The sequence below is a fragment of the Robertmurraya sp. FSL R5-0851 genome (genome assembly GCF_038002965.1).
GTDB classification, from domain to species: domain Bacteria; phylum Bacillota; class Bacilli; order Bacillales; family Cytobacillaceae; genus Robertmurraya_A; species Robertmurraya_A beringensis.
The window spans coordinates 3,092,790-3,117,804 of the sequence record NZ_JBBOOE010000001.1; the positions used below are offsets into that span (position 1 = coordinate 3,092,790).

30 protein-coding genes are annotated in these 25,015 nt (G+C 39.5%); 9 read left to right on the forward strand and 21 right to left on the reverse strand.

Going from position 1 to position 25,015, the window contains the following annotated elements; genetic code table 11:
- Nucleotides 1-14 precede the first annotated feature (14 nt).
- From MKX65_RS15950 to spoIIM, 8 genes are all read right to left on the reverse strand, one after another.
- On the reverse strand, nucleotides 15-1,184 hold the full coding sequence (locus MKX65_RS15950; protein ID WP_160546495.1) for a D-alanyl-D-alanine carboxypeptidase family protein: 1,170 nt from the start codon (nucleotides 1,182-1,184) through the stop codon (nucleotides 15-17).
- 122 nt (nucleotides 1,185-1,306) lie between these two features.
- Complete coding sequence (locus MKX65_RS15955) at nucleotides 1,307-2,611, reverse strand: pyrimidine-nucleoside phosphorylase (RefSeq protein ID WP_160546496.1); 1,305 nt, start codon at nucleotides 2,609-2,611, stop codon at nucleotides 1,307-1,309.
- 35 nt (nucleotides 2,612-2,646) lie between these two features.
- Nucleotides 2,647-3,468, reverse strand: a complete 822-nt coding sequence (locus MKX65_RS15960) for a purine-nucleoside phosphorylase (protein WP_340904532.1) — start codon at nucleotides 3,466-3,468, stop codon at nucleotides 2,647-2,649.
- A 22-nt stretch (nucleotides 3,469-3,490) separates the two neighbouring features.
- Nucleotides 3,491-4,672, reverse strand: a complete 1,182-nt coding sequence (gene deoB, locus MKX65_RS15965; RefSeq protein WP_340904534.1) for a phosphopentomutase — start codon at nucleotides 4,670-4,672, stop codon at nucleotides 3,491-3,493.
- Nucleotides 4,673-4,866: 194 nt separating this feature from the next.
- Nucleotides 4,867-5,757 carry a site-specific tyrosine recombinase XerD gene (xerD, locus tag MKX65_RS15970; protein WP_160546499.1) on the reverse strand — a complete coding sequence of 297 codons (891 nt, stop codon included), beginning with the start codon at nucleotides 5,755-5,757 and terminating at the stop codon, nucleotides 4,867-4,869.
- A 6-nt stretch (nucleotides 5,758-5,763) separates the two neighbouring features.
- On the reverse strand, nucleotides 5,764-5,991 hold the full coding sequence (locus MKX65_RS15975; protein ID WP_119709010.1) for a YqzK family protein: 228 nt from the start codon (nucleotides 5,989-5,991) through the stop codon (nucleotides 5,764-5,766).
- A gap of 163 nt (nucleotides 5,992-6,154) precedes the next feature.
- Nucleotides 6,155-6,610, reverse strand: coding sequence for a ferric iron uptake transcriptional regulator (fur, locus tag MKX65_RS15980; protein WP_160546500.1), 456 nt, complete (start codon nucleotides 6,608-6,610; stop codon nucleotides 6,155-6,157).
- A gap of 117 nt (nucleotides 6,611-6,727) precedes the next feature.
- Complete coding sequence (gene spoIIM / locus MKX65_RS15985; protein ID WP_160546501.1) at nucleotides 6,728-7,372, reverse strand: stage II sporulation protein M; 645 nt, start codon at nucleotides 7,370-7,372, stop codon at nucleotides 6,728-6,730.
- Between the two features lie 146 nt (nucleotides 7,373-7,518).
- On the opposite strand from spoIIM, the gene MKX65_RS15990 reads away from it, so the two are divergent.
- The gene (locus MKX65_RS15990) at nucleotides 7,519-8,082 is read left to right on the forward strand and encodes a GNAT family N-acetyltransferase (protein ID WP_160546502.1); all 564 of its coding nucleotides are present in this window, start codon (nucleotides 7,519-7,521) and stop codon (nucleotides 8,080-8,082) included.
- Nucleotides 8,083-8,105: 23 nt separating this feature from the next.
- Here MKX65_RS15990 and MKX65_RS15995 read toward each other — a convergent pair whose 3' ends face one another.
- On the reverse strand, nucleotides 8,106-9,269 hold the full coding sequence (locus MKX65_RS15995) for an endonuclease Q family protein (RefSeq protein WP_160546503.1): 1,164 nt from the start codon (nucleotides 9,267-9,269) through the stop codon (nucleotides 8,106-8,108).
- Nucleotides 9,266-9,820, reverse strand: a complete 555-nt coding sequence (locus MKX65_RS16000) for an NUDIX domain-containing protein (RefSeq protein WP_160546504.1) — start codon at nucleotides 9,818-9,820, stop codon at nucleotides 9,266-9,268. The genes MKX65_RS15995 and MKX65_RS16000 overlap by 4 nt, the downstream gene beginning before the upstream one ends.
- Before the next feature lie 73 nt (nucleotides 9,821-9,893).
- Between MKX65_RS16000 and mciZ the strand changes: the two genes are divergently transcribed.
- Complete coding sequence (mciZ, locus tag MKX65_RS16005; protein WP_160546505.1) at nucleotides 9,894-10,028, forward strand: Z-ring formation inhibitor MciZ; 135 nt, start codon at nucleotides 9,894-9,896, stop codon at nucleotides 10,026-10,028.
- 85 nt (nucleotides 10,029-10,113) lie between these two features.
- Entirely contained in the window at nucleotides 10,114-11,022 is a 909-nt protein-coding gene (locus tag MKX65_RS16010; RefSeq protein ID WP_160546506.1) for an aldo/keto reductase, read from the forward strand.
- 64 nt (nucleotides 11,023-11,086) lie between these two features.
- Here MKX65_RS16010 and MKX65_RS16015 read toward each other — a convergent pair whose 3' ends face one another.
- The 3 genes from MKX65_RS16015 to MKX65_RS16025 form a co-directional block, all read right to left on the reverse strand.
- Nucleotides 11,087-11,338 carry a YqkE family protein gene (locus tag MKX65_RS16015; protein WP_160546507.1) on the reverse strand — a complete coding sequence of 84 codons (252 nt, stop codon included), beginning with the start codon at nucleotides 11,336-11,338 and terminating at the stop codon, nucleotides 11,087-11,089.
- 68 nt (nucleotides 11,339-11,406) lie between these two features.
- Nucleotides 11,407-12,063: a 3-oxoacid CoA-transferase subunit B gene (locus MKX65_RS16020; RefSeq protein WP_160546508.1), complete on the reverse strand. Its 657-nt coding sequence runs from the start codon at nucleotides 12,061-12,063 to the stop codon at nucleotides 11,407-11,409.
- 15 nt (nucleotides 12,064-12,078) lie between these two features.
- The gene (locus tag MKX65_RS16025) at nucleotides 12,079-12,768 is read right to left on the reverse strand and encodes a CoA transferase subunit A (RefSeq protein ID WP_340904542.1); all 690 of its coding nucleotides are present in this window, start codon (nucleotides 12,766-12,768) and stop codon (nucleotides 12,079-12,081) included.
- 145 nt (nucleotides 12,769-12,913) lie between these two features.
- On the opposite strand from MKX65_RS16025, the gene MKX65_RS16030 reads away from it, so the two are divergent.
- On the forward strand, nucleotides 12,914-13,816 hold the full coding sequence (locus MKX65_RS16030) for a hydroxymethylglutaryl-CoA lyase (protein ID WP_160546509.1): 903 nt from the start codon (nucleotides 12,914-12,916) through the stop codon (nucleotides 13,814-13,816).
- Nucleotides 13,817-13,901: 85 nt separating this feature from the next.
- A complete protein-coding gene (locus tag MKX65_RS16035) occupies nucleotides 13,902-14,825 on the forward strand; it encodes an alpha/beta hydrolase (protein ID WP_340906279.1) in 924 nt (307 codons plus the stop codon).
- Between the two features lie 542 nt (nucleotides 14,826-15,367).
- On the opposite strand, the gene MKX65_RS16040 is transcribed toward MKX65_RS16035, so the two are convergent.
- Both MKX65_RS16040 and MKX65_RS16045 read right to left on the reverse strand, forming a co-directional pair.
- Nucleotides 15,368-15,898, reverse strand: a complete 531-nt coding sequence (locus MKX65_RS16040; RefSeq protein ID WP_160546510.1) for a hypothetical protein — start codon at nucleotides 15,896-15,898, stop codon at nucleotides 15,368-15,370.
- 109 nt (nucleotides 15,899-16,007) lie between these two features.
- Complete coding sequence (locus MKX65_RS16045) at nucleotides 16,008-16,337, reverse strand: iron-sulfur cluster biosynthesis family protein (protein ID WP_160546511.1); 330 nt, start codon at nucleotides 16,335-16,337, stop codon at nucleotides 16,008-16,010.
- Between the two features lie 146 nt (nucleotides 16,338-16,483).
- Here MKX65_RS16045 and MKX65_RS16050 point away from each other — a divergent pair, with 146 nt between their 5' ends.
- On the forward strand, nucleotides 16,484-16,693 hold the full coding sequence (locus tag MKX65_RS16050; RefSeq protein WP_160546512.1) for a CDGSH iron-sulfur domain-containing protein: 210 nt from the start codon (nucleotides 16,484-16,486) through the stop codon (nucleotides 16,691-16,693).
- Between the two features lie 35 nt (nucleotides 16,694-16,728).
- On the opposite strand, the gene MKX65_RS16055 is transcribed toward MKX65_RS16050, so the two are convergent.
- Nucleotides 16,729-17,061, reverse strand: coding sequence for a YolD-like family protein (locus MKX65_RS16055; protein ID WP_160546513.1), 333 nt, complete (start codon nucleotides 17,059-17,061; stop codon nucleotides 16,729-16,731).
- Nucleotides 17,062-17,073: 12 nt separating this feature from the next.
- Nucleotides 17,074-18,333: a Y-family DNA polymerase gene (locus tag MKX65_RS16060; RefSeq protein WP_160546514.1), complete on the reverse strand. Its 1,260-nt coding sequence runs from the start codon at nucleotides 18,331-18,333 to the stop codon at nucleotides 17,074-17,076.
- Between the two features lie 161 nt (nucleotides 18,334-18,494).
- Between MKX65_RS16060 and MKX65_RS16065 the strand changes: the two genes are divergently transcribed.
- Nucleotides 18,495-18,671 (forward strand): YqzH family protein, encoded by a 177-nt coding sequence (locus tag MKX65_RS16065; RefSeq protein ID WP_160546515.1) that lies wholly within the window; start codon nucleotides 18,495-18,497, stop codon nucleotides 18,669-18,671.
- 23 nt (nucleotides 18,672-18,694) lie between these two features.
- Here MKX65_RS16065 and MKX65_RS16070 read toward each other — a convergent pair whose 3' ends face one another.
- Together MKX65_RS16070 and MKX65_RS16075 are read right to left on the reverse strand one after the other, a co-directional pair.
- Nucleotides 18,695-19,486 (reverse strand): SDR family NAD(P)-dependent oxidoreductase, encoded by a 792-nt coding sequence (locus MKX65_RS16070; protein WP_445677921.1) that lies wholly within the window; start codon nucleotides 19,484-19,486, stop codon nucleotides 18,695-18,697.
- A gap of 70 nt (nucleotides 19,487-19,556) precedes the next feature.
- Nucleotides 19,557-20,954: an aminotransferase class I/II-fold pyridoxal phosphate-dependent enzyme gene (locus MKX65_RS16075; protein ID WP_160546517.1), complete on the reverse strand. Its 1,398-nt coding sequence runs from the start codon at nucleotides 20,952-20,954 to the stop codon at nucleotides 19,557-19,559.
- A gap of 115 nt (nucleotides 20,955-21,069) precedes the next feature.
- Between MKX65_RS16075 and MKX65_RS16080 the strand changes: the two genes are divergently transcribed.
- Nucleotides 21,070-21,981, forward strand: a complete 912-nt coding sequence (locus MKX65_RS16080) for an EamA family transporter (RefSeq protein ID WP_160546518.1) — start codon at nucleotides 21,070-21,072, stop codon at nucleotides 21,979-21,981.
- A gap of 41 nt (nucleotides 21,982-22,022) precedes the next feature.
- On the opposite strand, the gene MKX65_RS16085 is transcribed toward MKX65_RS16080, so the two are convergent.
- Nucleotides 22,023-22,991, reverse strand: coding sequence for an MBL fold metallo-hydrolase (locus MKX65_RS16085; protein WP_160546519.1), 969 nt, complete (start codon nucleotides 22,989-22,991; stop codon nucleotides 22,023-22,025).
- Between the two features lie 462 nt (nucleotides 22,992-23,453).
- On the opposite strand from MKX65_RS16085, the gene proC reads away from it, so the two are divergent.
- A complete protein-coding gene (gene proC, locus MKX65_RS16090; protein WP_340904546.1) occupies nucleotides 23,454-24,299 on the forward strand; it encodes a pyrroline-5-carboxylate reductase in 846 nt (281 codons plus the stop codon).
- A 196-nt stretch (nucleotides 24,300-24,495) separates the two neighbouring features.
- On the opposite strand, the gene MKX65_RS16095 is transcribed toward proC, so the two are convergent.
- A complete protein-coding gene (locus MKX65_RS16095; RefSeq protein WP_160546520.1) occupies nucleotides 24,496-24,966 on the reverse strand; it encodes a peptide-methionine (S)-S-oxide reductase in 471 nt (156 codons plus the stop codon).
- Nucleotides 24,967-25,015 lie beyond the last annotated feature (49 nt).

Sequence of the window (25,015 nt, forward strand, 5' to 3'; positions counted from 1 at the left end):
AACATTCGACATATTTATTTGGTCGTTTTAGTGAACATTCCAAACGCTCGTTTATAAAGCGTCCACCAATTTGCTTCGTTAATAGATTCTTTAGCTACTAGTGGACTTGAAACAAGCGTTTCTCCATTTCTCACGAGCTTTAATGTACCAATGGTTTGCCCTTTTTCAATTGGTGCTTTTACATCTTTTTCATAAGTGATTTCCTTCTTAACATCATCTACTTTTTCACCTTTTTTCGTTAACAGGGAAATCGGTTCACTCGTAAGAGCCTCGACCTTGCTCTCACTTCCCTTACTCACCTTTACTTCACCTACTGAAAAACTTCTTTCATACATTGGATGAGTTTGATACTGTGCAAAAGCATAGTCCAGCATCTTTGAAATTTGAGCATTTCGTTCTTTAGAGGTTGGAGCACCAAAAACAACTGCAATCACACGCATTCCATCTTTCTCAGCGGTTGCCGTTAAGCAGTATTTTGCCTCATTCGTAAATCCGGTTTTTAACCCATCTACTCCAGGATAAAAACGAACAAGACGATTTGTATTAACAAGCCAAAACTTTTTATCGCTTTGTTCACGTAGGTAGGCTTCGTATGTACCTGTAAACTTTGTTATTCCTTCATATTTTAATAGCTCTTTTGCCATTACTGCCATGTCATGAGCTGTACTATAATGTCCATCCTCCGGTAAACCGGTAACATTTTTAAAGACCGTATTTTTCAAGCCTAGATCTTTTACCTTTGTATTCATCATCTCGACAAAAGCTTCTTCTGAACCTGCAATTCTTTCCGCCATCGCAACGGAAGCGTCATTTGCAGAACCGATCGCTATCCCTTTGAGCATTTCTTCAGTCGTCATTTCTTCGCCAGGCTCTAGGAAAATTTGAGAACCTCCCATCGAGGCTGCATATTCACTTGTTCGAATTTTTTCGTCCCATTTTATTTTCCCTAGGTCGATAGCCTCCATAATTAACAGCATCGTCATGATTTTTGTCATACTTGCAGGTGGAAGCATTTCATCACTGTTTTTGTTATAAAGAATTGTTCCTGTATCTCTTTCAATTAATACGGCTGACTTTGCATTATCAACAAGCTCAACACCCGTTGTTTTCTCTTCAGCAAAAGTTGGGGTTGCAATAGATGTTAAAAAAGTAAAAGCCATTAATAATGATAGAATCTTCTTCATAGCACATAGCCCTCCATTCTTTATACATCCATTTTTCACCAAGAAATGAGAAAATATACAAAAAGAACCAATCAAAGAAAAAAATAAAAAACCTTCCTAATATTGGGAAGGTTTTACACTTACTATTCCGTTATTTCTTCATGAACGAGTATTGGAGCAGAGACTTTTTCTTTCGTGATTGTAATGCTGTTATAAATCTTTTCTTTTACTTCTTGAACATCCTCAAAATTACTATAAATGGTGACAATGGATTCTCCTACTTGAACTTGATCTCCAATTTTCTTTTTCAATAAAAGTCCAACGGCTAAATCAATCTCTGATTCCTTCGTCGCTCTACCAGCTCCTAAAAGCATGGCTGCTGTTCCCATTTCATCTGCAATAATTTCTGCTAAATAGCCTTCTTCCTTCGCTTCTACTTCTATCTTAAAGCTTGCTTGAGGGAGTCTTGCTGGATCGTCAACAACAGAATCATCTCCTCCTTGAGATCGAAGGAAGACTTTCAATGTTTCAAGAGCTGAACCATCCTTTATAGCATTCTTTAGCATTTGACGTGCCTCTTCTACATTTGTAGCTTTTTCTGCTAACAAGACCATGTGGCTACCAAGGGTTAAACAAAGTTCTGTTAAGTCCTCTGGTCCTTCCCCTTTTAACGTATCAATGGCTTCCTTTACTTCTAAAGCATTTCCAATAGCAAACCCTAAAGGCTGACTCATGTCAGAGATGACAGCCATCGTTCTCCGGCCAACATTGTTACCGATTCGTACCATTGCTTTTGCAAGTTCACGAGAATCCTCAAGCGTTTTCATAAACGCTCCAGCACCAGTTTTTACATCTAACACAATCGCATCGGCGCCCGCTGCAATTTTTTTACTCATTATGGAGCTAGCGATTAATGGAATACTTTCTACTGTACCTGTTACATCTCTTAAGGCATAAAGCTTTTTATCAGCTGGTGTTAAGTTCCCACTTTGACCAATAACCGCTAGTTTATTTTGGTTCACTAGACGGACAAACTCTTCATTTTCTAATTCCACATGAAAACCTTCAACAGATTCAAGCTTATCAATGGTTCCACCTGTATGTCCGAGCCCTCTTCCGGACATTTTGGCAACAGGAACGCCTACAGAAGCGACCAATGGTCCTAATACGAGAGTGGTTGTATCTCCCACTCCTCCTGTCGAGTGTTTATCCACCTTGATTCCATGTATCGCAGATAGATCGATTTGATCCCCTGACTCAACCATAGCCATCGTTAGAGTTGCTCTTTCGGCCTCTGACATCCCTTGAAACACGATTGCCATTGTAAGAGCACTCATTTGATAATCAGGAATGCTTCCATCGGTGTAGCCTTTTATACAAAATTGAATTTCTTCTGTTGTTAATTCTTTGCCATCACGTTTTTTCTCAATAATATCAACCATTCTCATTTTTCTCACCGCTTCATAAGGAATATTGTTTTCTTTTATGCTCCTATTTCCTTAACCACTGCTTTAACTAATCTTAAAAAGTCATGCTTTACTTTTTCAGTTGTTTCTATTACTTCTTCGTGATTTAATGGCTGGTCTAATATTCCTGCTGCCATATTGGAAATACAAGAGATGCCTAGAACCTTTAAGTTGGCATGTCTTGCTACAATAACCTCCGGAACAGTTGACATTCCCACTGCGTCGCCACCCATCACACGTAACATACGAACTTCAGCTGGTGTCTCATATGTAGGTCCCGTGTTTCCAACGTACACTCCCTCTTGAAGTGTAAGACCTAATCCATTCGCTACCTGCTTTGCTTTCTCACGTAAATCTCTTGAATAGGCCTCAGACATATCAGGGAAGCGTACCCCTAATCTTGAATCATTTGGTCCGATTAACGGATTCGATCCCATATTATTGATATGATCGGTAATTAACATTAAATCACCTGGATTAAAGGACTCATTAACACCGCCCGCTGCATTTGTGACAATTAGTAGCTCTACACCAAGTTCTTTCATTACACGAACAGGAAATGTTACTTTATCAAAGCTATAACCCTCGTAGTAATGAAATCTCCCTTGCATGGCGACGACCTCAACACCTTCTAACGTCCCGAATACAAGCTGTCCAGCATGTCCTTCTACTGTTGAAACGGGGAAATCTGGAATTTCATTGTATGGAATTTTTGTTGGCTCAACAATCTCATCCGCAAGCACACCCAGCCCCGAACCAAGGATCAGTCCAATTTTTGGTGTTTTTTTGTATTTACCTTTTAAAAAAGAAGCTGAATTATTTATGTTTAACACGTTCATCTTACAAAACCCCTTTAAGAATTTAATTTAATTCGTTTAAAAAGCTTTTACCGTACTTTGGCAGTTTCACTTGGAAATTCTCTGCTACGGTTGCTCCAATATCTGCAAACGTCTCACGAATCGGCAGTTTTTTTCCACCCTTCATGATAGGTGAATACACCAATAAAGGAACATATTCACGTGTATGGTCTGTTCCAGGGTGAACCGGATCATTTCCGTGATCAGCCGTAATGATTAACAAATCGTCGTCTTTTAATTTTTCAAATACTTCAGGTAAACGAGCGTCATATTCTTCTAGAGCTTTTCCGTAGCCAATTGGATCTCTACGATGTCCATATAACGCATCAAAATCAACTAGATTTAAAAAGCTCAAGCCTGTAAAATCCATATCAAGCGTTTGAACAAGCTTATCCATTCCATCCATATTCGACACCGTACGTAAAGACTCTGTTACTCCTTCACCGTCGTAAATATCTGATATCTTCCCTATCGCAATTACGTCAAACTTACTATCCTTTAATTCATTCATCACTGTTCTGTCAAATGGTTTTAATGCATAATCATGGCGGTTCGCTGTTCTCTTAAAATTCCCTGGTTCTCCTACAAATGGTCTGGCAATAATTCTACCGACCATGTATTTTTCATCCAAGGTTAGCTCTCTAGCTATTTTACAAATTTTATATTGCTCTTCAATTGGAACAATATCTTCATGTGCCGCAATTTGTAAAACGGAATCAGCAGATGTATAGACAATTAACGCACCTGTCTTCATATGTTCTTCGCCCAGTTCATCGAGTATTTCCGTTCCACTGGCAGGCTTATTTCCAATAATTTTTCTACCTGTCTTTTCTTCTAGTTCAGCTAATAATTCATCCGGGAAACCATCCGGAAACACTTTAAACGGGGTTTTTATATTGAGTCCCATAATCTCCCAATGACCTGTCATCGTATCTTTTCCATTTGAGGCTTCTTGCATTTTTGTATAGTAAGCTAGCGGGGAATCTGCTTTTTCAATTCCACCTATTGATTCAATATTACTCAGGCCAAGCTTCGCCATATTTGGCATATGTAAACCATTCATTCTTTCTGCAATATGACCTAATGTATTTGAACCTTTATCTCCAAATCTCTCAGCATCTTTTGCTTCTCCGATCCCAACTGAATCCATCACAACTAAAAAAATCCGTTTATATTGATAAGGCATTCAATTTCCTCCTTAAAATTAACCGTTTACAACTCTCTTCAAATAGCTTTCCCCATTATTCATCTAACAGTTCAATATCTTACAACGTCAGAAGTCTGACATCTCCATTGTACAAGAAGTTTTGTATAAAACACAACGAAAAGCTGCTATCTTTCATGGCAGCTTTTTGAACATTCGTACTCTCTCTTAATCTATCAGGCTCTTGGGTGGAATTGACTATACACGTCCTTTAAACGTGTTTTCGTTACATGTGTGTATATTTGCGTAGTCGATATATCCGAATGTCCTAGCATTTCTTGAACGGCTCTTAAATCTGCTCCGTTCTCGAGAAGATGGGTCGCAAAGGAATGTCTAAGTGTATGAGGAGTTAGATCCTTTTCAATGCCTGCTTCCTTCGTTAACCCCTTTAAAATCTTCCAGAATCCCTGTCTGGTTAATCTTCTTCCATGATGGTTGACGAACAACGATTCTTCCCGTTGGTTCTTAATGAATTGCGGGCGCCCCTTGTTTAAATACTCTTGAATCGCTGTTGCGGCTGTTCGGCCTAATGGAATTATTCGTTCTTTATTTCCCTTACCGATACAACGAACAAATCCCATCGTTAAATGGGCATCATCAAGATTCAATCCTATTAGTTCACTCACACGAATTCCTGTTGCATATAAAAGCTCCAGCATTGCTTTATCTCGCAGGCCATAGTGGGTGGTAAGCTTCGGTGCCTCTAACAATCTTTCTACCTCTTGCAGATTCAACACCTTTGGAAGTGTTCGTTCTAGCTGAGGTGTTTCAATATGTACAGAAGGATCCTGCTCAGCTACTTTTTCACGTAATAAGAACTGATGAAAAGCACGTATAGAGGCTATATTTCTGGCGATCGTTCTTGAGGATTTTCCTTGTTCTTTTAAATGACCTAAAAAGTGTACAATCTGAATCCGGCCGATCCCGTCAATGGATTGAACATTTTCTACTGTCTTTATATATTTTACATACGCTTTTAAATCTCGTTCGTACGATACAATCGTATTTTTAGCTAATGCTTTTTCAACTATTAGAAAGTGCATAAAGTCCTTTAACTCATCTTCCATCTAACATTACTCCCCATTTAAGTAAAAAAGAACGATGCGATCAAACCAAGTAGATTTTTCAGTATCTACATTCGCTGACACTTTTACCGCTGTCCCGTTTGGTTCATCGTATCGATGATAATCTTGATACTCTTCATTTACCCACATAATACCATAATAAAAGAGGATTGTGCATCCGGTAAAAAGGATAAATACCTTCAAGGTTTGAAAAACGAGCTGGAACCACGTTTTCATTTCTGGTGTCCCCCAAGTCCAAAATAAAGTATTGGTTCTTTCTCTTAAAGAACCTACTAGTAAAGGGTATGCCAGTTTGGACAAGAATTATACCTAAAGGGCAGTATCTGTTTAAAAAAGAACAAAAATAAAAAACCTTTCCATTTGAAAAGGTTTTGCTGATTTATTCTTCATCCTCTACTTTGTCATGGCAGCGGTGGCAAATACCATGAAAGGTTAAACGGTGGTCCTTAATCTTAAAGTTCCAGCGGCGCTCTACCGTTTCTTCCACATCTTCAAGTAGATCTTCTTGTATTTCGTCAACTGCTCCACATTCAATACATACTAAATGGTGATGGAAGTGTGCTGCACCTTCTTGTCTCAAGTCGTACCTTGAAACTCCATCTCCAAAGTTTATTTTATCAACAATTTTCAATTCAGTAAGTAATTCCAAAGTTCGATAAACAGTTGCCAATCCAATCTCAGGCGATTTTTCTTTTACAAGGAGGTATACATCTTCCGCACTTAAATGATCCTCTTCATGCTCTAATAACACTCGAACGGTTGCTTCGCGCTGAGGTGTTAACTTGTAACTGGACGAATGTAACTGTTTTTTTATTCTATCAATTCGATTTTCCATCACGAAAGTCCTCCCTCGCCACTGTCAATACCCATTATAACAGATGGTAATAGACTTTCAAAATAAAATAATTACAAATAAGCGAAAATAAATATTATCATATAAAAATAATTATTATTAAGAATGTACCGATTCAACAATTGTTTTCATTAATAAAGGAGATATATATGCCTCAATGGCAGCTGCTATCGCAATGAATACAAGAGCGGCTAAAAAGGCTGCAACGTATCCACCTAGCAACGGCATGATTGGCTGGCCCTGTTTTTTCATAAATTGTCTTCGAATCATCTTTAGTGAGAATGCTACTGACAGGGTCGCACCGATAATAAAAACGGGAATAACTAATAGATTTTGCGGAAGTACAGATACAAATGATAAAACAAAACCTTCCCAGCCCATTTGATTCACTAAAAAACCAACCGTAAACCCAACAACCATTCCTTTCATAAACAAAAGTATGAGTGTGATCGGCAAGCCGATAATTGATACACCTAAAACCCACATGAGCCCTACAAACTTACTGTTATGAAAGAAACTTTGATAAAACAAATCTTTTGATGCCGCTACTTTTCCGTCTGATACTTGTCCGAAAAACTGTGACAAATAATAAAACAAGTCTTCCTTCTGGGTAAAGCTTAAACTATTGACGATAATCGCTCCAAAGATGACCCCCATCAGAAATAACACCACGACAAATAAATAAATCGAGGAGTGCTCGCGGAAATGCATGGCTACGACGTTCTGGTATTTTCTTTTCTTCAATTGCTTTTCCTCCCCTTACAACTCAGTTAGTAAAATGTATGCAAACTCTAGTAATGGTATGACTAGATAGATTCTAAAATCTCTTGCCTTAACCATAACTTTCCAGTTATAATACTCGAAATCTCATTTTTTGGAGGGAAAAGATAATGAAACCTATATTAATAGATTTTCCAGAAAAAATAGAATCAGAGCGGCTCTATATTCGTCCTTGTATGCCTGGAGACGGTCATCTTGTATATGAAGCCATTCAAGCCTCCCTTAATGAGTTACAGCAGTGGCTCCCATTCGCTCATCATAGTCAAACGCTTGAAGAGGTAGAAGAAGGGGTTAGAAAATCGTATGCACAATTTATATTAAAAGAGGATATTCGTCTTCATATTTTTAGAAAAGAGGATCACCAATTTATTGGTTCAACTGGGCTGCACCGAATCAATTGGGAGGCAGGTTGCTTTGAGATCGGATATTGGTGTGATAGCCGTTTTACAAAAAAGGGGTATATTACTGAATCAACAACTTCTTTAATAAAAACTGTATTTAAAGATTTGCAAGCGAATCGCGTCGAAATCCGTTGTGATCCGGATAATATCGTCAGTCGCAGCATTCCAGAAAAACTCGGATTTACACTAGAAGCGACCTTAAAAAACAATAGTAAAAGCGCAGATGGAAAAACACTTAGGGATACTTGTGTTTTTTCAAAGCTAAAAAAATAGAAGAGACAGTATCTTTGTCTCTTCTATTCAATGATCTTCCCATATCTTCCTCCACCGCCCGCATGGAAATGAAGGTCTCCGTTTCTAGCTGCAACAATTAATTCTGCCACGCGTTTTGGAACAACCTCATATAAAGCTTCTTCCGGCACGTGATGGAGAATGGCCATTTCCGTTCCAAAATGATCTAGTAATTTTTGAAAAAGCTTTGGTCCGAGCCCTGGAATAAAGTCTAAAGGAACTTGATGAATATATGGAGGACGCCCCTGCCTTCCCTCTTTAGAGGTTTGAAGCTCTCGTATTCTTGTGGCAACTCCTTTGATGAATTTTGAATGGCCACAAGCTGCGCATGATTGATCGGACAACTGAACTTTTTCATTGCAGTGAGCACATACGGTTTCGTGATACTTTCCAAGCAATGGATCAAGACCATAGTTTGCTTCCACATACTGACCATCCTGGTTGTATAAAGCCTCCTGAAAGCTAGTAAAAGACAACTCTTTCATTTTTATCTGTTGATACTCTCTAGCGATTTTTCCTAATGAGTGTGCATCTGAATTCGTCACATACGAATAACGGTGAAGCTCACCTATTTGGTCTGCCATTTGCGTATTAGCACTTAAGCCAAGCTCTATGCCATCTATTAAGTTCGGATCAAATACCTCGGTGAGTGTCTGTTTTACCCCTTTTCCAAACAAGCTTTTAAAAGGAGTAAATACATGGGCTGGAATAAATAATCCTCCTAGCTCCTTCACCTTTTTCTGCAACTCGAGCCCTGTAACATAGATCCGCTGTGAGCTTAGGTTGATATTTTTCAAATGATTCGAAAGCCATTGAGAAAATTCCTTTAATCGAGCCATGTCAGGTAAAAAGGCTAGTATATGAATAGGTCCCATGCAGTTATCGTCATAGATTTCAAGTTCAGAACCCATAAGGATAAGCATGTCTCCATACAATAAACCACCTCTAGGGGCCTCTATTACTTCCCCTCCACTTATCAATGCTTCTATTTCTTGTATGACCTCAGGTGAATGGCAATCGATGATTCCAATGATATCCAATCCTTTGATCGTTCTCGCATGCTGAATAATATTTGTAAACGTTAATGATTTTGACCCCGTAATTTTCACTGCCTTCCCATTCCATGTTCTCCCAATATGGATGTGAAGGTCGGCGAAGTATGAGTTCATTTCTTTAATGCCTCTTGAAGTTGTAAGTATTGAACAGCGTAGGCTGTTTTTGCATCATATATTTTTCTCTCTTCTATGTACTCTAGTGCTTCTTCAAGCGTTAGCTCTACTAATGTTACAAATTCATCCTCATCTGGTGGTGCAGCGTCTTCTTTTTTCTCTAGTCCTCGTGCCACATATAAATGAACAAGTTCATCCGCGAAGCCAGGTGATGTGTAAAAAGATATCAGCCAGTCTAAGCTTTCACATACATAACCTGTCTCTTCTTCTAACTCACGCTTCGCACAAAGAGATGGTTCTTCTCCTTTTTCAAGCTTTCCTGCAGGAATTTCTACTACATCTCTTTCCAAAGCCTTTCTGTATTGCTCAACCATTACGATTTTTCCGTCATTCGTTATCGCAATAACCGCAACTGCACCGGGATGTTTAATCAGCTCGCGTTTTGAATATTTTCCATTCGGAAGCTCCACATCGTCTACCTGTAACGAGATGATTTTCCCAGAGAAGATCTTTTCCGATTTTATTGTTTTTTCTTCAAAGGATGAACTCATTTGTCTCCACTCCTGTTCTATAGTCAGCTAGTTTCCTCATACATTTTATCATACCTTAATTTGGAGGAAAGTGATGAAAATATACTTACATGGAAAAGGAATCGTTCTTGTCGGGAAAGCATGGGAAATTCGACACAAACTTCTCCAATATTCTAAAGACTATACTCTTGTAAAAGACTGGGTCGAGGACGAGAGAAAGAAAAAGTAAGGCTTGTTCTTCGCATCAATGGAAAATTTTCTGTAAAATAATGAGCAGAAGGTAATCTATTTTATAGAAGAAGGTGCTTAATCCCATGGAAAAGAGACGTCTTGGAAAGTCGGATTTGTATGTAACAGAACTAGGACTTGGATGTATGACGCTTGGAACAGATGCACTTGCAGCAGAACGAATCATCAATGCCTCCTTAGAAGAAGGAGTCAATTATTTTGATACGGCAGACTTATACGACTTCGGAGTAAATGAATCCGTTGTCGGACGAGCTTTGAAACCTGTACGAGAGAAGATAATTATTGCAACTAAGGTGGGAAACCGGTGGAACAGCAATAAGGCTGGTTGGAGCTGGGATCCGAGTAAAACGTATATTAAGGAAGCAGTTAAAGACAGTCTCACTAGACTTGGAACGGATTATATTGATTTATATCAGCTTCATGGCGGAACTTTGGATGATCCAATTGATGAAACGATTGAGGCATTTGAAGAACTTGGCAGTGAGGGGATTGTTAGATACTATGGCATATCCTCGATCCGACCAAATGTGATTCGGGAATATGCTAGTAAATCGAATATCTCATCCGTAATGATGCAGTACAGTATCCTTGATCGCCGTCCGGAAGAGGAAGCTCTAAGTGTTCTTCGTGAGAATGGTATATCAGTTGTGGCACGAGGACCTCTTGCAAAGGGTTTATTAAGTGATGTTGGTGTGAATAAAATTATGGAAAAGGGCTTTATGGATTATTCAGAGGAAGAGTTAGGCTCGCTCTTATTAAAATTGAAAAACCATTTTGGAGATCGGTCTTTAACTGAAGTTGCTTTGCGATATGTTCTTCATAACCCTACCACTGCGAGTGTTGTTGCTGGGGCAAGCACGGTGGAACAAGTGAAGAACAATGCAAAGGCTGTACGCTCTCAAGCCTTAACAGAAGAAGAGGTTTCTTTTATTAAGAAAGTTTCAAAAGCGAATATGTATGGTGAGCATCGGTAATACGAAAATGACCGTCTAACAATGGAAGGTCCTTCATCACAAAGATGAAGGACCACACATGCAATCACTTAAATTTCTTCCAATCAAATTCACTTTCATTTAGAAGTTCTTCAAACGTTTTGTTTTTTTCTTTTAGGCGGCGTTCTTCTCTTTTTCTTTCCTCTTCCGCTTCCTTTTTCGCTTGAGCTTGTTCCTCTAATTCATTTTTTGTATTCTTTAATTGTTTGACTAGATCCACATTCAATAGGTCACCGAGTGTGACTGGTTTGTCTTCGACTTTCTTTTGAGCCGGGCGAGTTTGTTTTTTCTTTTTCATTCAAAATCCCTCTCTACATGTTGATGACGAATATTATACCAAATGTTCGGTCATCGTTCTATCCATCACTAAAATGCATTTAATCGAACCTTCTCATCAATTAACAATTCAGGCTCAGTGGATGCAACCACTTCTTTAACCGTGTAGCCCTTTGCGACTTCCACCAACTTTAACCCATTAGAAGTTACATCAATGACAGCTCTGTCAGTAATAATTCTGTCCACTACACCTTGACCCGTTAAAGGCAAACTACAATTTTTAAGGATTTTTGCATCACCACTTTTGTTCGTATGCTCCATAATGACGATGATTTTTCTCGCCCCATGAACCAGGTCCATCGCTCCACCCATGCCTTTAATCATTTTCCCTGGAATCATCCAGTTCGCTAAATCTCCATTTTCGGACACTTCCATCCCTCCTAGGATGGCGATATCCACATGCCCACCTCGAATCATCGCAAATGACTCTGCACTATCAAAATAAGCAGCTCCTGGTATAGCCGTAACGGTCTCTTTCCCCGCATTAATTAAATCTGCGTCCACTTCCTCTTTCTTTGGAAAAGGTCCTATCCCGAGCAGACCATTTTCAGATTGTAAAACAACCTCTTTATCCTTTGATATAAAATTCGCAACAAGAGTTGGCATTCCTATCCCTAAATTAACGTAAAAGCCGCTTTCAATTTCTTTTTCTGCTCTCTTTGCAATTCTTTCACGAATATTTGTCATTTCCCCACTCCCTTTCTAGCCCTGAACGGTTAGTCTTTCAATCCTTTTTTCCTGTTTTCCAACAATGAGTCGCTGAACATAAATGCTCGGTGTATGGATTTCATTCGGGTTAAGTTCTCCTTTTTCATATAAATATTCTACCTCTGCAATGGTTACTTTCCCTGCAGCTGCCATCATGGGGTTAAAGTTTCGAGCCGTCTTATGATAAATGAGATTTCCCATTTGATCTCCCTTCCAAGCTCGAATGAGGCTAAAATCAGCTTGTAGCGCCTCCTCTAGTAAATATTCTTTTCCATTAAACGCTCTTGTCTCTTTTCCATTTGCAATGGGAGTACCTACTCCAGCCGGTGTATAAAAGGCCGGAATACCAGCTCCACCCGCTCGAATCTTCTCAGCGAGAGTTCCTTGTGGGGTCAATTCCACTTCAAGCTCTCCTGACAAAACTTGCCTCTCAAACTCTTTATTTTCACCCACATAGGACCCAATCATTTTTTTAATCTGCTTATTTTTTAGTAATAGCCCTAGACCCCATTCATCCACTCCACAATTATTAGAAATGACCGTCAAGTCAGTTACTTTCTTTTCAACGAGCGCTAAAATTAAATTTTCGGGAATGCCACAAAGCCCAAAGCCACCCACCATAAGAGTTGCACCATCATGAATATCCTTTACCGCCTCCAAATAAGACGTATAAATTGGTTTCACATCATTCACCCCTTCTCTTTATGTAAACGCTACCACTTCTCTGTTTCTAAAAAGAAAAACTCTTTTATTCCAAGAAAATTTCTATTATTCTTGCATATTCAAAATCAATCACTCTACAATTAACGTATGAAGGGGTGAAAAAAACATGACGATTGATTTACCTAACAAAGTGACAATTATTGAAGTCGGACCTCGTGATGGGCTTCAAAATGTAAGCGTTTTTATCTCAACGGAGGCAAAACTTCAATTTATTGACCAATTAAAGAAATCGGGTATTAAAGAAATGGAGATCACCTCCTTTGTCTCACCAAAGTGGGTTCCACAAATGCAAGATGCCGAGGATATTGTCTGGCACTCCCTAGATCTTAACACCCGCACTATTGTCCTAACTCCTAATCGTTCGGGTATTCAGCGAGCTCGCTTGTCCAATTGTCAAGAAATTGCTCTGTTCGTCGGAGTAAGCAACACGTTTAACCAAAAGAATATTAATCGAACAACGGCTCAGGCGACAGAAGAGCTTCTCCCACTTATAAAAGAGCTAAAAGAGCAAGGTGTTTTTGTACGAGCATGCATTTCTACCGCTTTTTACTGCCCGTTTGAAGGCCGAGTCGAAGAAAAAGAAACCATTCAATTATGCAAGCAATTCGTTCATGCAGGGGTGGATGAATTAAGTGTTGCAGACACCATCGGAATGGCTGCACCGCACGAATCGTATTCTTTGTTTTCAAAGCTTACTACTCTCTTTTCTACTACACTTATTACAGCCCATTTTCACGACACCCGAGGGATGGCACTTGCCAATATATTTGCTGCCCTACAAGCAGGGGTTTCCCGCTTTGATACATCTGCTGGGGGAATTGGTGGTTGTCCGTTTGCTCCAGGGGCGTCTGGAAATGTAGCCACTGAGGATGTTGTTTTTATGCTTGAAAGAATGGGCATTCAAACGGGTATACAATTACCCCTCCTTGTTCAGGCAATAGATGTTATCGCTCCACATCTTCCAAAACCCATTTCAAGCTCTTTTTATACTCTTTATTCCAAAGCTTAGAGATGCTTTCTAAGCTTTTTTTTGTTTTAAATTCCTGTTGAATGGTAAAATTAAGTAAAACACTTTGTATCGGAGGGATGTTTGCCTGAGAAAAGCACTCCGTTTCCTTTTGGGCTTTTTTCTTTTTTTTATCACTTTCGGTTTGTACTTTACCAATCGGCTTATGTATATGAGAACAAAGGATCCTCTTTTTGTTGTTGATCGTGAACAAACAGCAGGTCGTTACAACCCTGATGATTTTGATCGAATCCCTAAACGCGAAGTACTAATTACCTCACCATTTGGATACCCATTAAAAGCCATTGTGCTGGAGCCACATCATACAAAGAAGTACGTGATTATTTGTCATGGCGTTACCGAAAACAAATTCAATTCCATTAAATACATGAATTTGTTTATCGAAAGAGGTTTTAACGCGGTTATTTATGACCATCGTCGCCACGGAGAATCTGGAGGAAAAACCACCAGCTACGGTCACTATGAAAAATTTGATTTAAAAGCGATTGTTGATTGGTTAAAGGCGGACCAAGGTCCACATCTCCTTCTTGGTATTCACGGAGAGTCAATGGGTGCAGCAACTATGCTATTGTATGCAGGAATGCTTGAGGATGGGGCAGATTTTTACATCGCTGATTGTCCCTTTTCTGACTTTAAGGCGCAGCTTGCTTATCGTTTAAAGCGAGAATTTAAACTCCCTGGAAAGGTGTTTCTCCCTGTCGCAGATTTGTTCCTGCGAATTCGCGATCGCTACTCCTTACAAAGCATCGCTCCTATTACCGTTATTGACTCGATTAAAAAACCGATTCTTTTCATTCACAGCAAAGAGGATGATTTTATTCTTCCAACGATGACGCAAGCGTTGTATGAAAAGAAGAAAGGACCTAAAAAATTATATCTTGCTGAAAATGGTGTTCATGCTCAATCGTTAAACGAAAATAAGGAAGATTACGAACAAGTCATTGACGAGTTTCTCCATGATTTTGTTTTCTCCCCCATTTTTAAGCGATAAATAAAAAGCCAAGAACCTTTCTATAGGGTTCCGTTTTCCGGTGCTTTTCTTAAAATACGTGCCGAGATGACAGTCGTATTGGCATCGTCATTGGTATAAAAAAGGAATACTCGCTCCCTTTGAAATAAGACGTCTTGTCCTTATTCGAGTAACCTGCAAAAGTAAGAAATAAGCGGAGTTTTTCCGGTTAAATGTAGAATGAAGCCCGTTTCGGGGTAAATAAGGGGAGATTTTCCGTTTAAGCAAGAAAAATCTCCCCTTTTTCACGTTTTTTGAGTCAATAGGTGGAATTTCTCCGTCTAAATAAGCTATTTTTTATCGTATTTGCTAATTAGACGGAATTCCTCCGTCTATTTTTCAGCTCGGATGCTTAACTTGATCCGCCAACCGAAAAGCGCGGGCCCATTTGATCCGAGTTGCGTTAATCAGCAGCTATTTATCGTCTGGAAACCTTGATAAATAAGGATAGACGTATGCCAATTCATACGTCTATTATTGTGTCCTTTAATTAGAAAGCACCTGAAAACGGAACCCTATAATTTCTAACGTCTCGGCTTCTCTTCTGCAATCACGTTCTTCTCCTTATTTAGTGCTCGAATGTAAGGGTACTTCTTCATTTCAAAAAAATACCTCTTTCCTTCTATGTCAATTATTTTTAAATTGACGTATTGATTGCCAGTTTCTGATCCTTCAATAGATACAATGTCCGCACTTTCAACCTGTCCATATGTAAGCTGAAATTTACTTAGAATTTTCCCCTGACTGCTGTAATCATATATGTCTCTGTAATAGACGGTTAGTGGGGCATTCCCTTTATATTCCCAATGATTACTGCCTTCATTCGTCCAGCCCTTCTCTTCATCCCCCTCCAAGTACGCGATGCTTAACGCGTCAAATTCTTCTCCCCCATTCTCTTGTGTTGTTGTATACATGATGATCGCACCATCCGTAAGCTTTTCTTCTACAATGGTTTCTTTTACTTCAAAAGGCACTGCCACTTCTATAGTTGCTGCCCGACATGATGTGAGTAGAATAGCAATACCAATTAGCAGTAATCCTCGCCAATCCCGCATATCATCCCCCCACTATCAGTCAATGTAAGAATCATCCAAAAAATGCTAATTTTTCTTTAAAAAGAAAAACAGATCTACTTTTTGTAGTAGATCTGCTCGTTGTATGGTTCTATTTTGTTTTATCAACAAAGGCCATTCTTGGGTTTAGGTATTGTCCTACACTTTTTAATTGGAATGTATTTGAGCCTTTAGAGAAATCAATTTTTAGTTCTTCATCAAGAAATACCGCCTTTGATTTTTCGATATAAACCGTTTGCCCATTCGTTTCAATGGCTGTATCATCATCCTCATCCAGCTCATTCACTAACCATAGAGTTGGTACACCACTTACTACACACCCACAGCCTTCTATATCGTACTTTAGCTTCAAAAAGCCTTGCTTTCCACTTATCTTCTCGGTAATCTTTTGTGCTGCTATTTCTGTTATCGTAATATTCATTGTCTGTTCCTCCAGCTTTTCATCATGTTTCCTACGCCACTTCATATAATCATTGTAACATAGCGTTTTTGTATTGCCCTATGATTTGCTTTTCGGCAATGAATCCTTTACGATATTATTACATTTTTTTGGTAGGAGTGATCAGTTTGTCGAAGGTTCAGATTAAAGTAATGGACAACGGTTCTTTACGTGTCACTGGTGAGGTTGAATTAATTGATATGGACGGAAATGTATTTGAAACGAAACCCACGTTCTCTTTATGCCGTTGTGGTCTCTCATCTAAACGCCCCTTTTGCGATGGATCGCATAAAGGAAAGTTTCAGGCTCGTGATCGCGCAGTAAAAACTCCTGAATAATCTTCAATCAGCGGTTTCCTTTTTGGAGACTGCTCTTACTCTTTCATTTGTACATCTACAATGCTCGAAAGGGGGACTCGGTGAACCTCCCCAAAATGATCCACAATATGAAGCCTTTGCTGAAACTCATCCCAATAATGGATTTGTCCGATAATTAATTCATGCTTCCGGTAACGATAATGAGTGACCATCACCACTTGATGCTCCTCCATTGCCGTTAATAACAAATGGTTCATCTCCTCCAGCTTTTGTTCATCCATCTCCTTTTCTTTCTCGTAAGAATCCGCTTCCGCCCAATCACGCAATAGCTTTACATGCTCAGGAAGCATCATTGATGTCCACTTGATTCTTCCTCTATCTCGAATCATCCTTGTTCCTCCTTACCTCTTATGACCGCCAACTAGCTTGGCACGATGCTTCGCTGTTCCCGCTGCTGTATACGATACCGCACGTAATAGAGCACCATGTCCATACCGATTGCGGATGCGGTCCACAACATACCCGAGCTCTCGTTCCTTCCAGCCATTCGGTTCAAAAATATTTAACTGATAGTCTGTATCATCACAAATATTGCTAAGGGCGATGGAGATTTTCCGCACCGTTTTTCCTTCATAATGCTCAGCAAATAGACGTAGACAAACATCATACAGCTCCATCGTGACGTTCGTTGGTACTTCAATCGACCGCGAACGGTAAAAGCCGCCACCGAACTCGTCCTGACTATAACCAATGCCGAAACTGATTGTTCGACCTGCTTTCTTATGGGTTCTTGCTCTTCTCGCAACCTCTTCACACATTTCTAGAATTACACGTTTAATTTCTATTTCTTCTTTATAATCACGAAGCAAAATTTGACTCTTTCCAAAGCTAATTTGCCCTTCCATAATAGGTGCTCCAATTTCGGATAAATCCACTCCCCATGCGTGGTGGTACAGTTGATTTCCCATAATCCCAAACTTTTTCTCAAGCTTTTGCAAATCGAAACGAGCAAGCTGACCGACCGTAAAGATTCCCATTCCATTTAATGTTTTCTCTACCCTTCTTCCGATTCCCCACATCTCACGTAAAGGGGAAACATTCCAAAGCTTTGTTCTTACATCCTCGTACGTCCATTCAGCAATCCCCTTCTTTTTCGCTTCCAAATCAAGACAAAGCTTCGATAATAGCATGTTCGGACCAATTCCAATTGCACAGGGCAGCTGAAATTCTCGCTCAATATCATCACGAATCTTCTGTGCAACCGTCCAGGCATCTCCCCATAAATGAAGGGCTCCATCAATTTTTAGAAAGCTCTCATCAACGCTATACGTATGAATAGCTTCTTTTGGAACATAACGATGAAACACCTTGGTAATTTCGGTGGAAATACGTAAATAAGTAGCCATTTTCGGTTCAACTACTTTAATCTTCGGATCCTTTGGAATTTCAAACTTCCTTGATCCTGTTTTAATGCCAAACTCTTTCTTCATCTTCGGGGAGGCTGCCAGCACAATGCTTCCCTCCCGCTCTTTATCACCAATCACCGCCAAATAACACTCAAGTGGATCCAGTCCTTCAATAACGGCTGAACAGCTAGCATAAAAACTCTTCATGTCCACACATAAAATCGTTTGATGGGGCAACTCACTGTAATTAATCATCGTGTTCTCTCTCTCCCAAACATCAAATAGGAACATTCGTTCTCTTTTTAGTATATTCTTATATTAAGCGAATATACGTTCGGTTTCAATGGAAATTTTATTCTCAATTTCCTTTTGTCCATTTTGATAAGTTATAATGGCTAAAGAAGAGGTGTACGGGAATGGAGAAGAAACTTATTTATAAAATGATTAGGCAATGCTTTCAGCAGTACGAGCATGAGGCAAGTGAAGAGGACTATGAGAAATTGTACGAACGGGTTGTTGAAGAGGCCGAAGAAGCTGAAGTTGCTTTGTATGAACTCATTAATGATGTCGTATACGAATACCTAACCAATTAAAAAAATCACCCACAAGGTGATTTTTATTTTTTATCGAAAAAGCCGCCAACAAAGCGTTCAGCGAGACCCGGGATGAGATTATAGATGGTGCTACCTACATTCATCCAACCTGGAAGATTTAATTCTCGCTTAGGCGTGATCATCAACTGAATAATTTTTTCAGCCACATAATCAGATTTTAACATGAAACGATTCACGTTTTTTACATAGTTTCCTGATTTATCGGCAATGGAAAAGAAATTGGTTTCAATCGGACCAGGATTCACCGCCGATACACGTATATTTGATTTCGCAAGCTCTAATCGTAAGCTATTTGTAAATCCTAATACTGCATGCTTCGTAGCTGAGTATCCACTGGACTTAGGAGTGGCGAGCTTTCCCGCCTGTGAGGCAATATTAATGATATGACCTGAATGTTGAGCTATCATTACAGGAAGAACCTCTTTCGTACAAGCCATTAAACCGAGGACGTTCACTTGAAACATTTTTTCAATATCAGCAAAATCGGCCTCATGGAAGGAATCAAACACGCCAAACCCAGCATTGTTTACGAGAATATCGATATGGCCAACCTCTTGTTTAATCTGTGAAAACACCTGTTGAACCTGATCAATATCACCTACATCCAATTGAAAAAACAAGGGACTCGCACCCGTTTTTCGGCTAATTTCCTCACTGATTATTTGTAGCTTGTCAATGGAGCGAGCTACAAGAATAGGCCGTGCTCCACGCTCAGCCGCCATAAGTGCTACCTTTTCTCCAATCCCTGACGAAGCTCCTGTAATAACAATATGTTTCCCTTTTAATTTATCCAATACAATCACCATCTTATCTATGTAGCATTAAATATAACTTACCACAAACCCTTTGAAAAAAGCTAAAAAATCATGCATACGTATTAACTACCTCGATTAGCCTTCTTACTCCTACCCTTAGCTGTTCTTCATTGGCGTAAGAATAACTTAAACGAAGCGAAGAGGAAAATCCTTGTTGTAAAGGGTCACAAATCAATCCAGGGACAAAGGAAACCGAATTCTCAATCGCTTTTTGCAGCAACTGATCTGTTGGAAGGGGGTCAGGAAGCTGAACCCATAAATTTAAGCCTCCATCGGGACTTATCCAGCTCCAATTCGTCTTCTGTAATTCTTCCTCCATAATTTCCTTACGAATTTGCAGAGCGATTCTAAGTTTTTCTAGGTGCTGCTGCAGCCGAGGTGAGGAAAAATAGTGAAGAAAGATTTTTTGATTAAGTAATGGTGAGCCATTATCGGCAAGCCCTTTAACCGTAAGCAATCCATCCTTCATGGCAGGTGGAACAACACAAGCTGCCACACGTAGTCCAGGTGAAACATATTTGCAAAAGCTTCTTACATAGATGACGACACCAGCTGTATCAAATGTATAAAGAGGCGGTGGTGGTGCTTTTTCGAAATAAATATCGTGATACGCATCATCCTCAACAATTACACAATTGTATCGTTCAGCTAGTTCCACTAACTTCTTTCGTTGTGCCGTTGGAACCGTATACCCAGTTGGATTATGAAAAGTTGGATTCACATAAAACAATCTGGGTTTATATTGTTTCATAAGCATTTCTACTTTCTCTAAATCATAACCATAAGGCTGAATATCGATCGCTATCAAATGGGCATCCTGGCTTTTAAAAATATCAATTGCAGCGCTATAGCTTGGGCGCTCAAGCAGCACCGTATCTCTTGGTTTGATAAATAATTGAGAGATCAGATGGAGTGCTTGCTGAGAGCCTGAAGTGATGAGGATATCATCATGGGAAAGATGCGTTTTATAACGTGTAATAAAATAGGTCGCCAAGGTATCACGCAGCTCCATATCCCCTTGTACGGTAGAATATGTGGAAAGCACCTTAGGATACAAATCAAAAACCTTTTTAACATAATCTGATAGGAAATGATTAGGCAATAAATTAGGATCAATTAATGCTTGGGAAAACTGATATTGAACGCTTTGTTGGTGTATCTCAGATAGAGTATATGTTTTCTCATTAGCTCGAAGCAAAGAGTGACCATCTATAGGGGATGTAGAACTTCCTTGAACATAATAACCAGATTTATCTTTTACAAATACCTTTCCTTGTTGCTTCAGCATTTGATAGGCTTTGTAAACGGTCAACCGGTGAACGTTCATTTCCATTGACAATTCACGAATCGACGGAAGCTTGTCACCAGTCTTCCAGTCCGAACGCTCTATTCTTTGCCATAAATACTCATATACTTCCTCAAAAAGGTATTTTCGCTGTTTATTCATTAAAGACACCCCCTTATGATTGTTGATTGTAACATAATTTACCTTCATCTGTTCTGTTCATCCATAACTGTTCTATTCTGCTAGCGGTATGATTAGTCGCAAGGAGGAATGGAAAATGATTATTTTATTTTATTTACTCATGTGCTTTATCTTTGGAACCACCTTTTTAGCGATTAAAATAGGGGTCGATGCAGGAATACCACCGTTTTTCGGTGCTGGTGTTCGATTTTTCAGTGCCGGGATTCTATTATTTCTATTTATGAGGTGGAAGGAAAAGGTTTCTTTAAAAATTCTTTTTAGAAAAGAACTCTTTTTCACAGGGGTGGGGTTAACATTCGGAACTTTCGCCACATTATATTGGGCAGAACAATACGTTTCTTCAGGGGTAGCAGCGGTTCTATCGGCAACTGGACCGATGATGATTTTAATCATATCCACAATATTACTAAAGCAGAAAACATCTTATACATCCACGATAGGATGTATAATTGGTTTGGCTGGCGTAATCGTGTTAATTTTACCGAGCATTTCTTTAAACGTACATTTCTTATGGATCATGGGATGTCTAGCAATCGTCTTAGGTGAAGTCTTTTATGCTTCAGGTACAATTTATACCAAACGGGTGAAAGAGAAGATCATTGCTTCTCCCCTTGTATTAAACGCCGTTCAAATGATGTACGGTGGTTTACTTTTATTGCTACTGTCTTTGATAACAGAGAAGGTTCAACCCTTAACTTTGGTTCACACGGCATCTATTGGTTCCCTAATATATCTAATCATCATTGGATCTATGATTGGACATAGCCTTTATTATTGGCTTGTGACAAAAACGGATCCTGTGTTCCCTTCCACATGGCTATATATTTCACCGCTTATCGCAGTGGGATTAGGTGTCACCTTCTACCATGAAGAAATGACATGGTATACCGGTATTGGTGCCGTTACCATTTTATTAGGGACGATTTTAGTAAACTACTCTGCTTTACAATCTCTACTATGGAAAAAAACTCTTTCCCAAAAAGGGTAAAATGATGCTCCTTACCTATATAGGAAGGAGCCTCATTATCATTATAAGATTGCACTGTAAATAAAGGTGTCCTTTACCTTTGTGGCTTTTATTTTCTTACCATCTAATAAATAGTCTAACTGTGCGATGGATTCAGAAATGGTTAGCCCCAGCTGTCTCTTGTAGACGGAAGGAAATAGACGTTCACATATTTGAAAAGCGGTCATAGATTCCCGCTCCAGCCATTCCTTCACTTGCTCAGCGCGTAAAACTTGATGAGATAGTCGCTTTTCAACCAGACCATGAACATCTGTTATCTCTTCACCATGTCCCGCATAAGTAAGACGAATAGGAAAGGTAAGAAGCTTCTGTAAGGAATCATTGACTTGCAACTGTGGCTTTGGACGTTCTCTCTCTCCTGGGAGCGGAGGCTCGAGAAGTGGATTCGCTGAAATATGCGCCAATAAAAGATCTCCCCCAATCAGCACCCCATCCTTTTTACGAAATAAACCGATCTGACTTTGGGCATGACCAGGCGTTTCAATGACCGTCCATTCAGATAATCCGATTGGAACATCCCCCTCTGAAAGCGTACCTGTTAACGATCGGTTGCAGGAAAACAAAAGCATTTGTTTCATTCCACCGATAAAAGGATCATAATACTTGTCCGGAATGCCACATTCCACAAACAGCTGCCGATAAAAAGAGTCGTAGTCATGATAAAACTCTTCGGTTCGATTTAGCCAGCGTTCATTGTTAGCATGTCCATAAACCTCTAAATGAGGAGAAAACCAATCGAGCAAGCCTGCATGATCCGGATGATCATGGGTCAGTATGACTTGTTCGATATCTGTTAGCTGGAGACCTAGTTGAGCCAGTTGATTTTGAAGCGATATAAATGCTTGCTCCGTATTTGGACCTACGTCTACTAATGTCAAGCGTTCCCCCTTTATTACATACACGTTCACATCGCCGACTGGAAAAGGAGTAGGTAAAACCAGCTTTGCAATTCCATCACGCCATTCTGTCATATTCAAACCCCTTGATTATAATTGTTATATAACAATAGTACATATTTATATTTTACCCAATGTTATCAAGGATGTCATTATTTTCATATACTGTTTTTTGAAAAATTTGAAAAATCGGGCGATATTTCCTCTTGACAAAAGAGCTTGTTATCTTGCATAATCACTAATAAATCATTTAGAGCGTTAAAGTGGCAATGAATAAGACCAGTACGTGGCAAAAGACGAAAGAGAGTAAAGCTCACCGGCTGAGAGGCTTTACCGTCCCTTACCCACCGAACCTACCTTATGAGCTGTTAGGTAAACCTAACCGTGTTCTCCGGCGTTAACGGATTTGAGTTTCATTTATGCGTGAACGCGTAAAAATGAAAATGAAGGTGGTACCACGGAAGCTAAGACCTTTCGTCCTTGTTAGGATGAAGGGTCTTTTTTGTTTTTATAAATGGATTTTTAGGAGGAAGAAACGTGGAGAAAATAGCGATTATCGGAGCAGGATCAATGTCAGAGGCATTAATTGCGGGGATTGTGGAAAATCAATTAATTAGCCCAGAAAAAATATGGGTGACCAATCGCAGCAATGCAGATCGACTGGCAACACTTCACGAGCAATACGGCGTCAGCTCCACGTATGATCATCGTGAACTATTGGAAGGAGCAGACATGGTTCTACTTGCGATGAAGCCAAAGGATGCTGCAGCCTCCATTGAACAAGTACGGCATTTATTAAAGTCAAACATGTTGATTGTCTCTGTTTTAGCAGGTGTCTCAATGGATTCGATTGAATTACTCTCACAAAAGCAGCTAGCAATCGTTCGCGCGATGCCTAATACATCAGCAACAGTAGGCCTATCTGCCACAGCAATTGCTGTCAATGATAAAGTAGATGACGATCAAAAAAGAAATGTGCAAATGCTTTTTGGTACAGTGGGAATGACAGCTTTTGTAGAGGAACACCAATTAGATGCCGTCACAGGCTTATCCGGTAGTGGCCCTGCATATATCTATTATTTGATCGAAGCGATGGAAAAAAGCGCCGTCGAAATAGGCTTAGAGCGAGAAATGGCCCAACAATTAATTGTTCAAACCTTAATTGGTGCCGCACAAATGGTAGCCAAGACGACTAAAACGCCACAGGAGCTTCGCCATGCGGTTACAAGTCCTGGAGGAACAACAGAAGCAGGTTTAAAAGTACTTGCTGCTCACGGGGTTCAAGAAGCGTTTGTGGAATGTATTAAAGAGGCGACAGCTCAGTCAAAACGGATGGGGAAGGCGATTGCAGAGCAGATGGAAAGTGTTCAGAGGAGTTTGTGAGATTTTTAAAATCAGGTACCACTTCGTTGGTGGTATCTGTTTATTGTTTACACACTCCACATGACTTGGATGTTGCCCTTTTGTGGAAGAAGAAAAAAGGACCGCCACAGCAAATATTTTAATGCAGTAAAACACCAAAAACACCTGCCTCGCTTTACATCTCAGGAGGTCCAGGCGTTTTTTATAGGTATTGGGTCTACTTATATCTGTTTAATATTTCTTCTGGAATATGACAATAATCATTTGGACATCTAGCTAACCTATCTTGATGTTCTTCTGCACTTCTCACATAGTTTGAAAGAGGTAATACTTCAACAACTATAAGGTCATAATCATTTCTCTCACTAAGAAACGCCCTCGCCTCTATTAAGTGCTCAGGCTTTTCACTATACACTCCTGTTCTGTATTTCTTACCAACATCCTGTCCTTGTTTATTCAAACTGTACGGATCAATAATTTCAAAAAAATATCCCATTAATTCCTTGATCGATACAACCGTCGGATCAAATCCTGTTTTTACACATTCGGCGTAACCATCATAATCACTATCAAGTGTTTGACTTGTTCCATTAGCTCTTCCCGCTTCTGTAAACTTAACTCCAGGTAAAGTTTTTATAAAAGCTTGTACTCCCCATAAACATCCACCTGCAAAATATACTATTTCCATATTGACTCTCCCCTTTGTTTAAACACCCAAAATTTTCAATCTAAGAAAT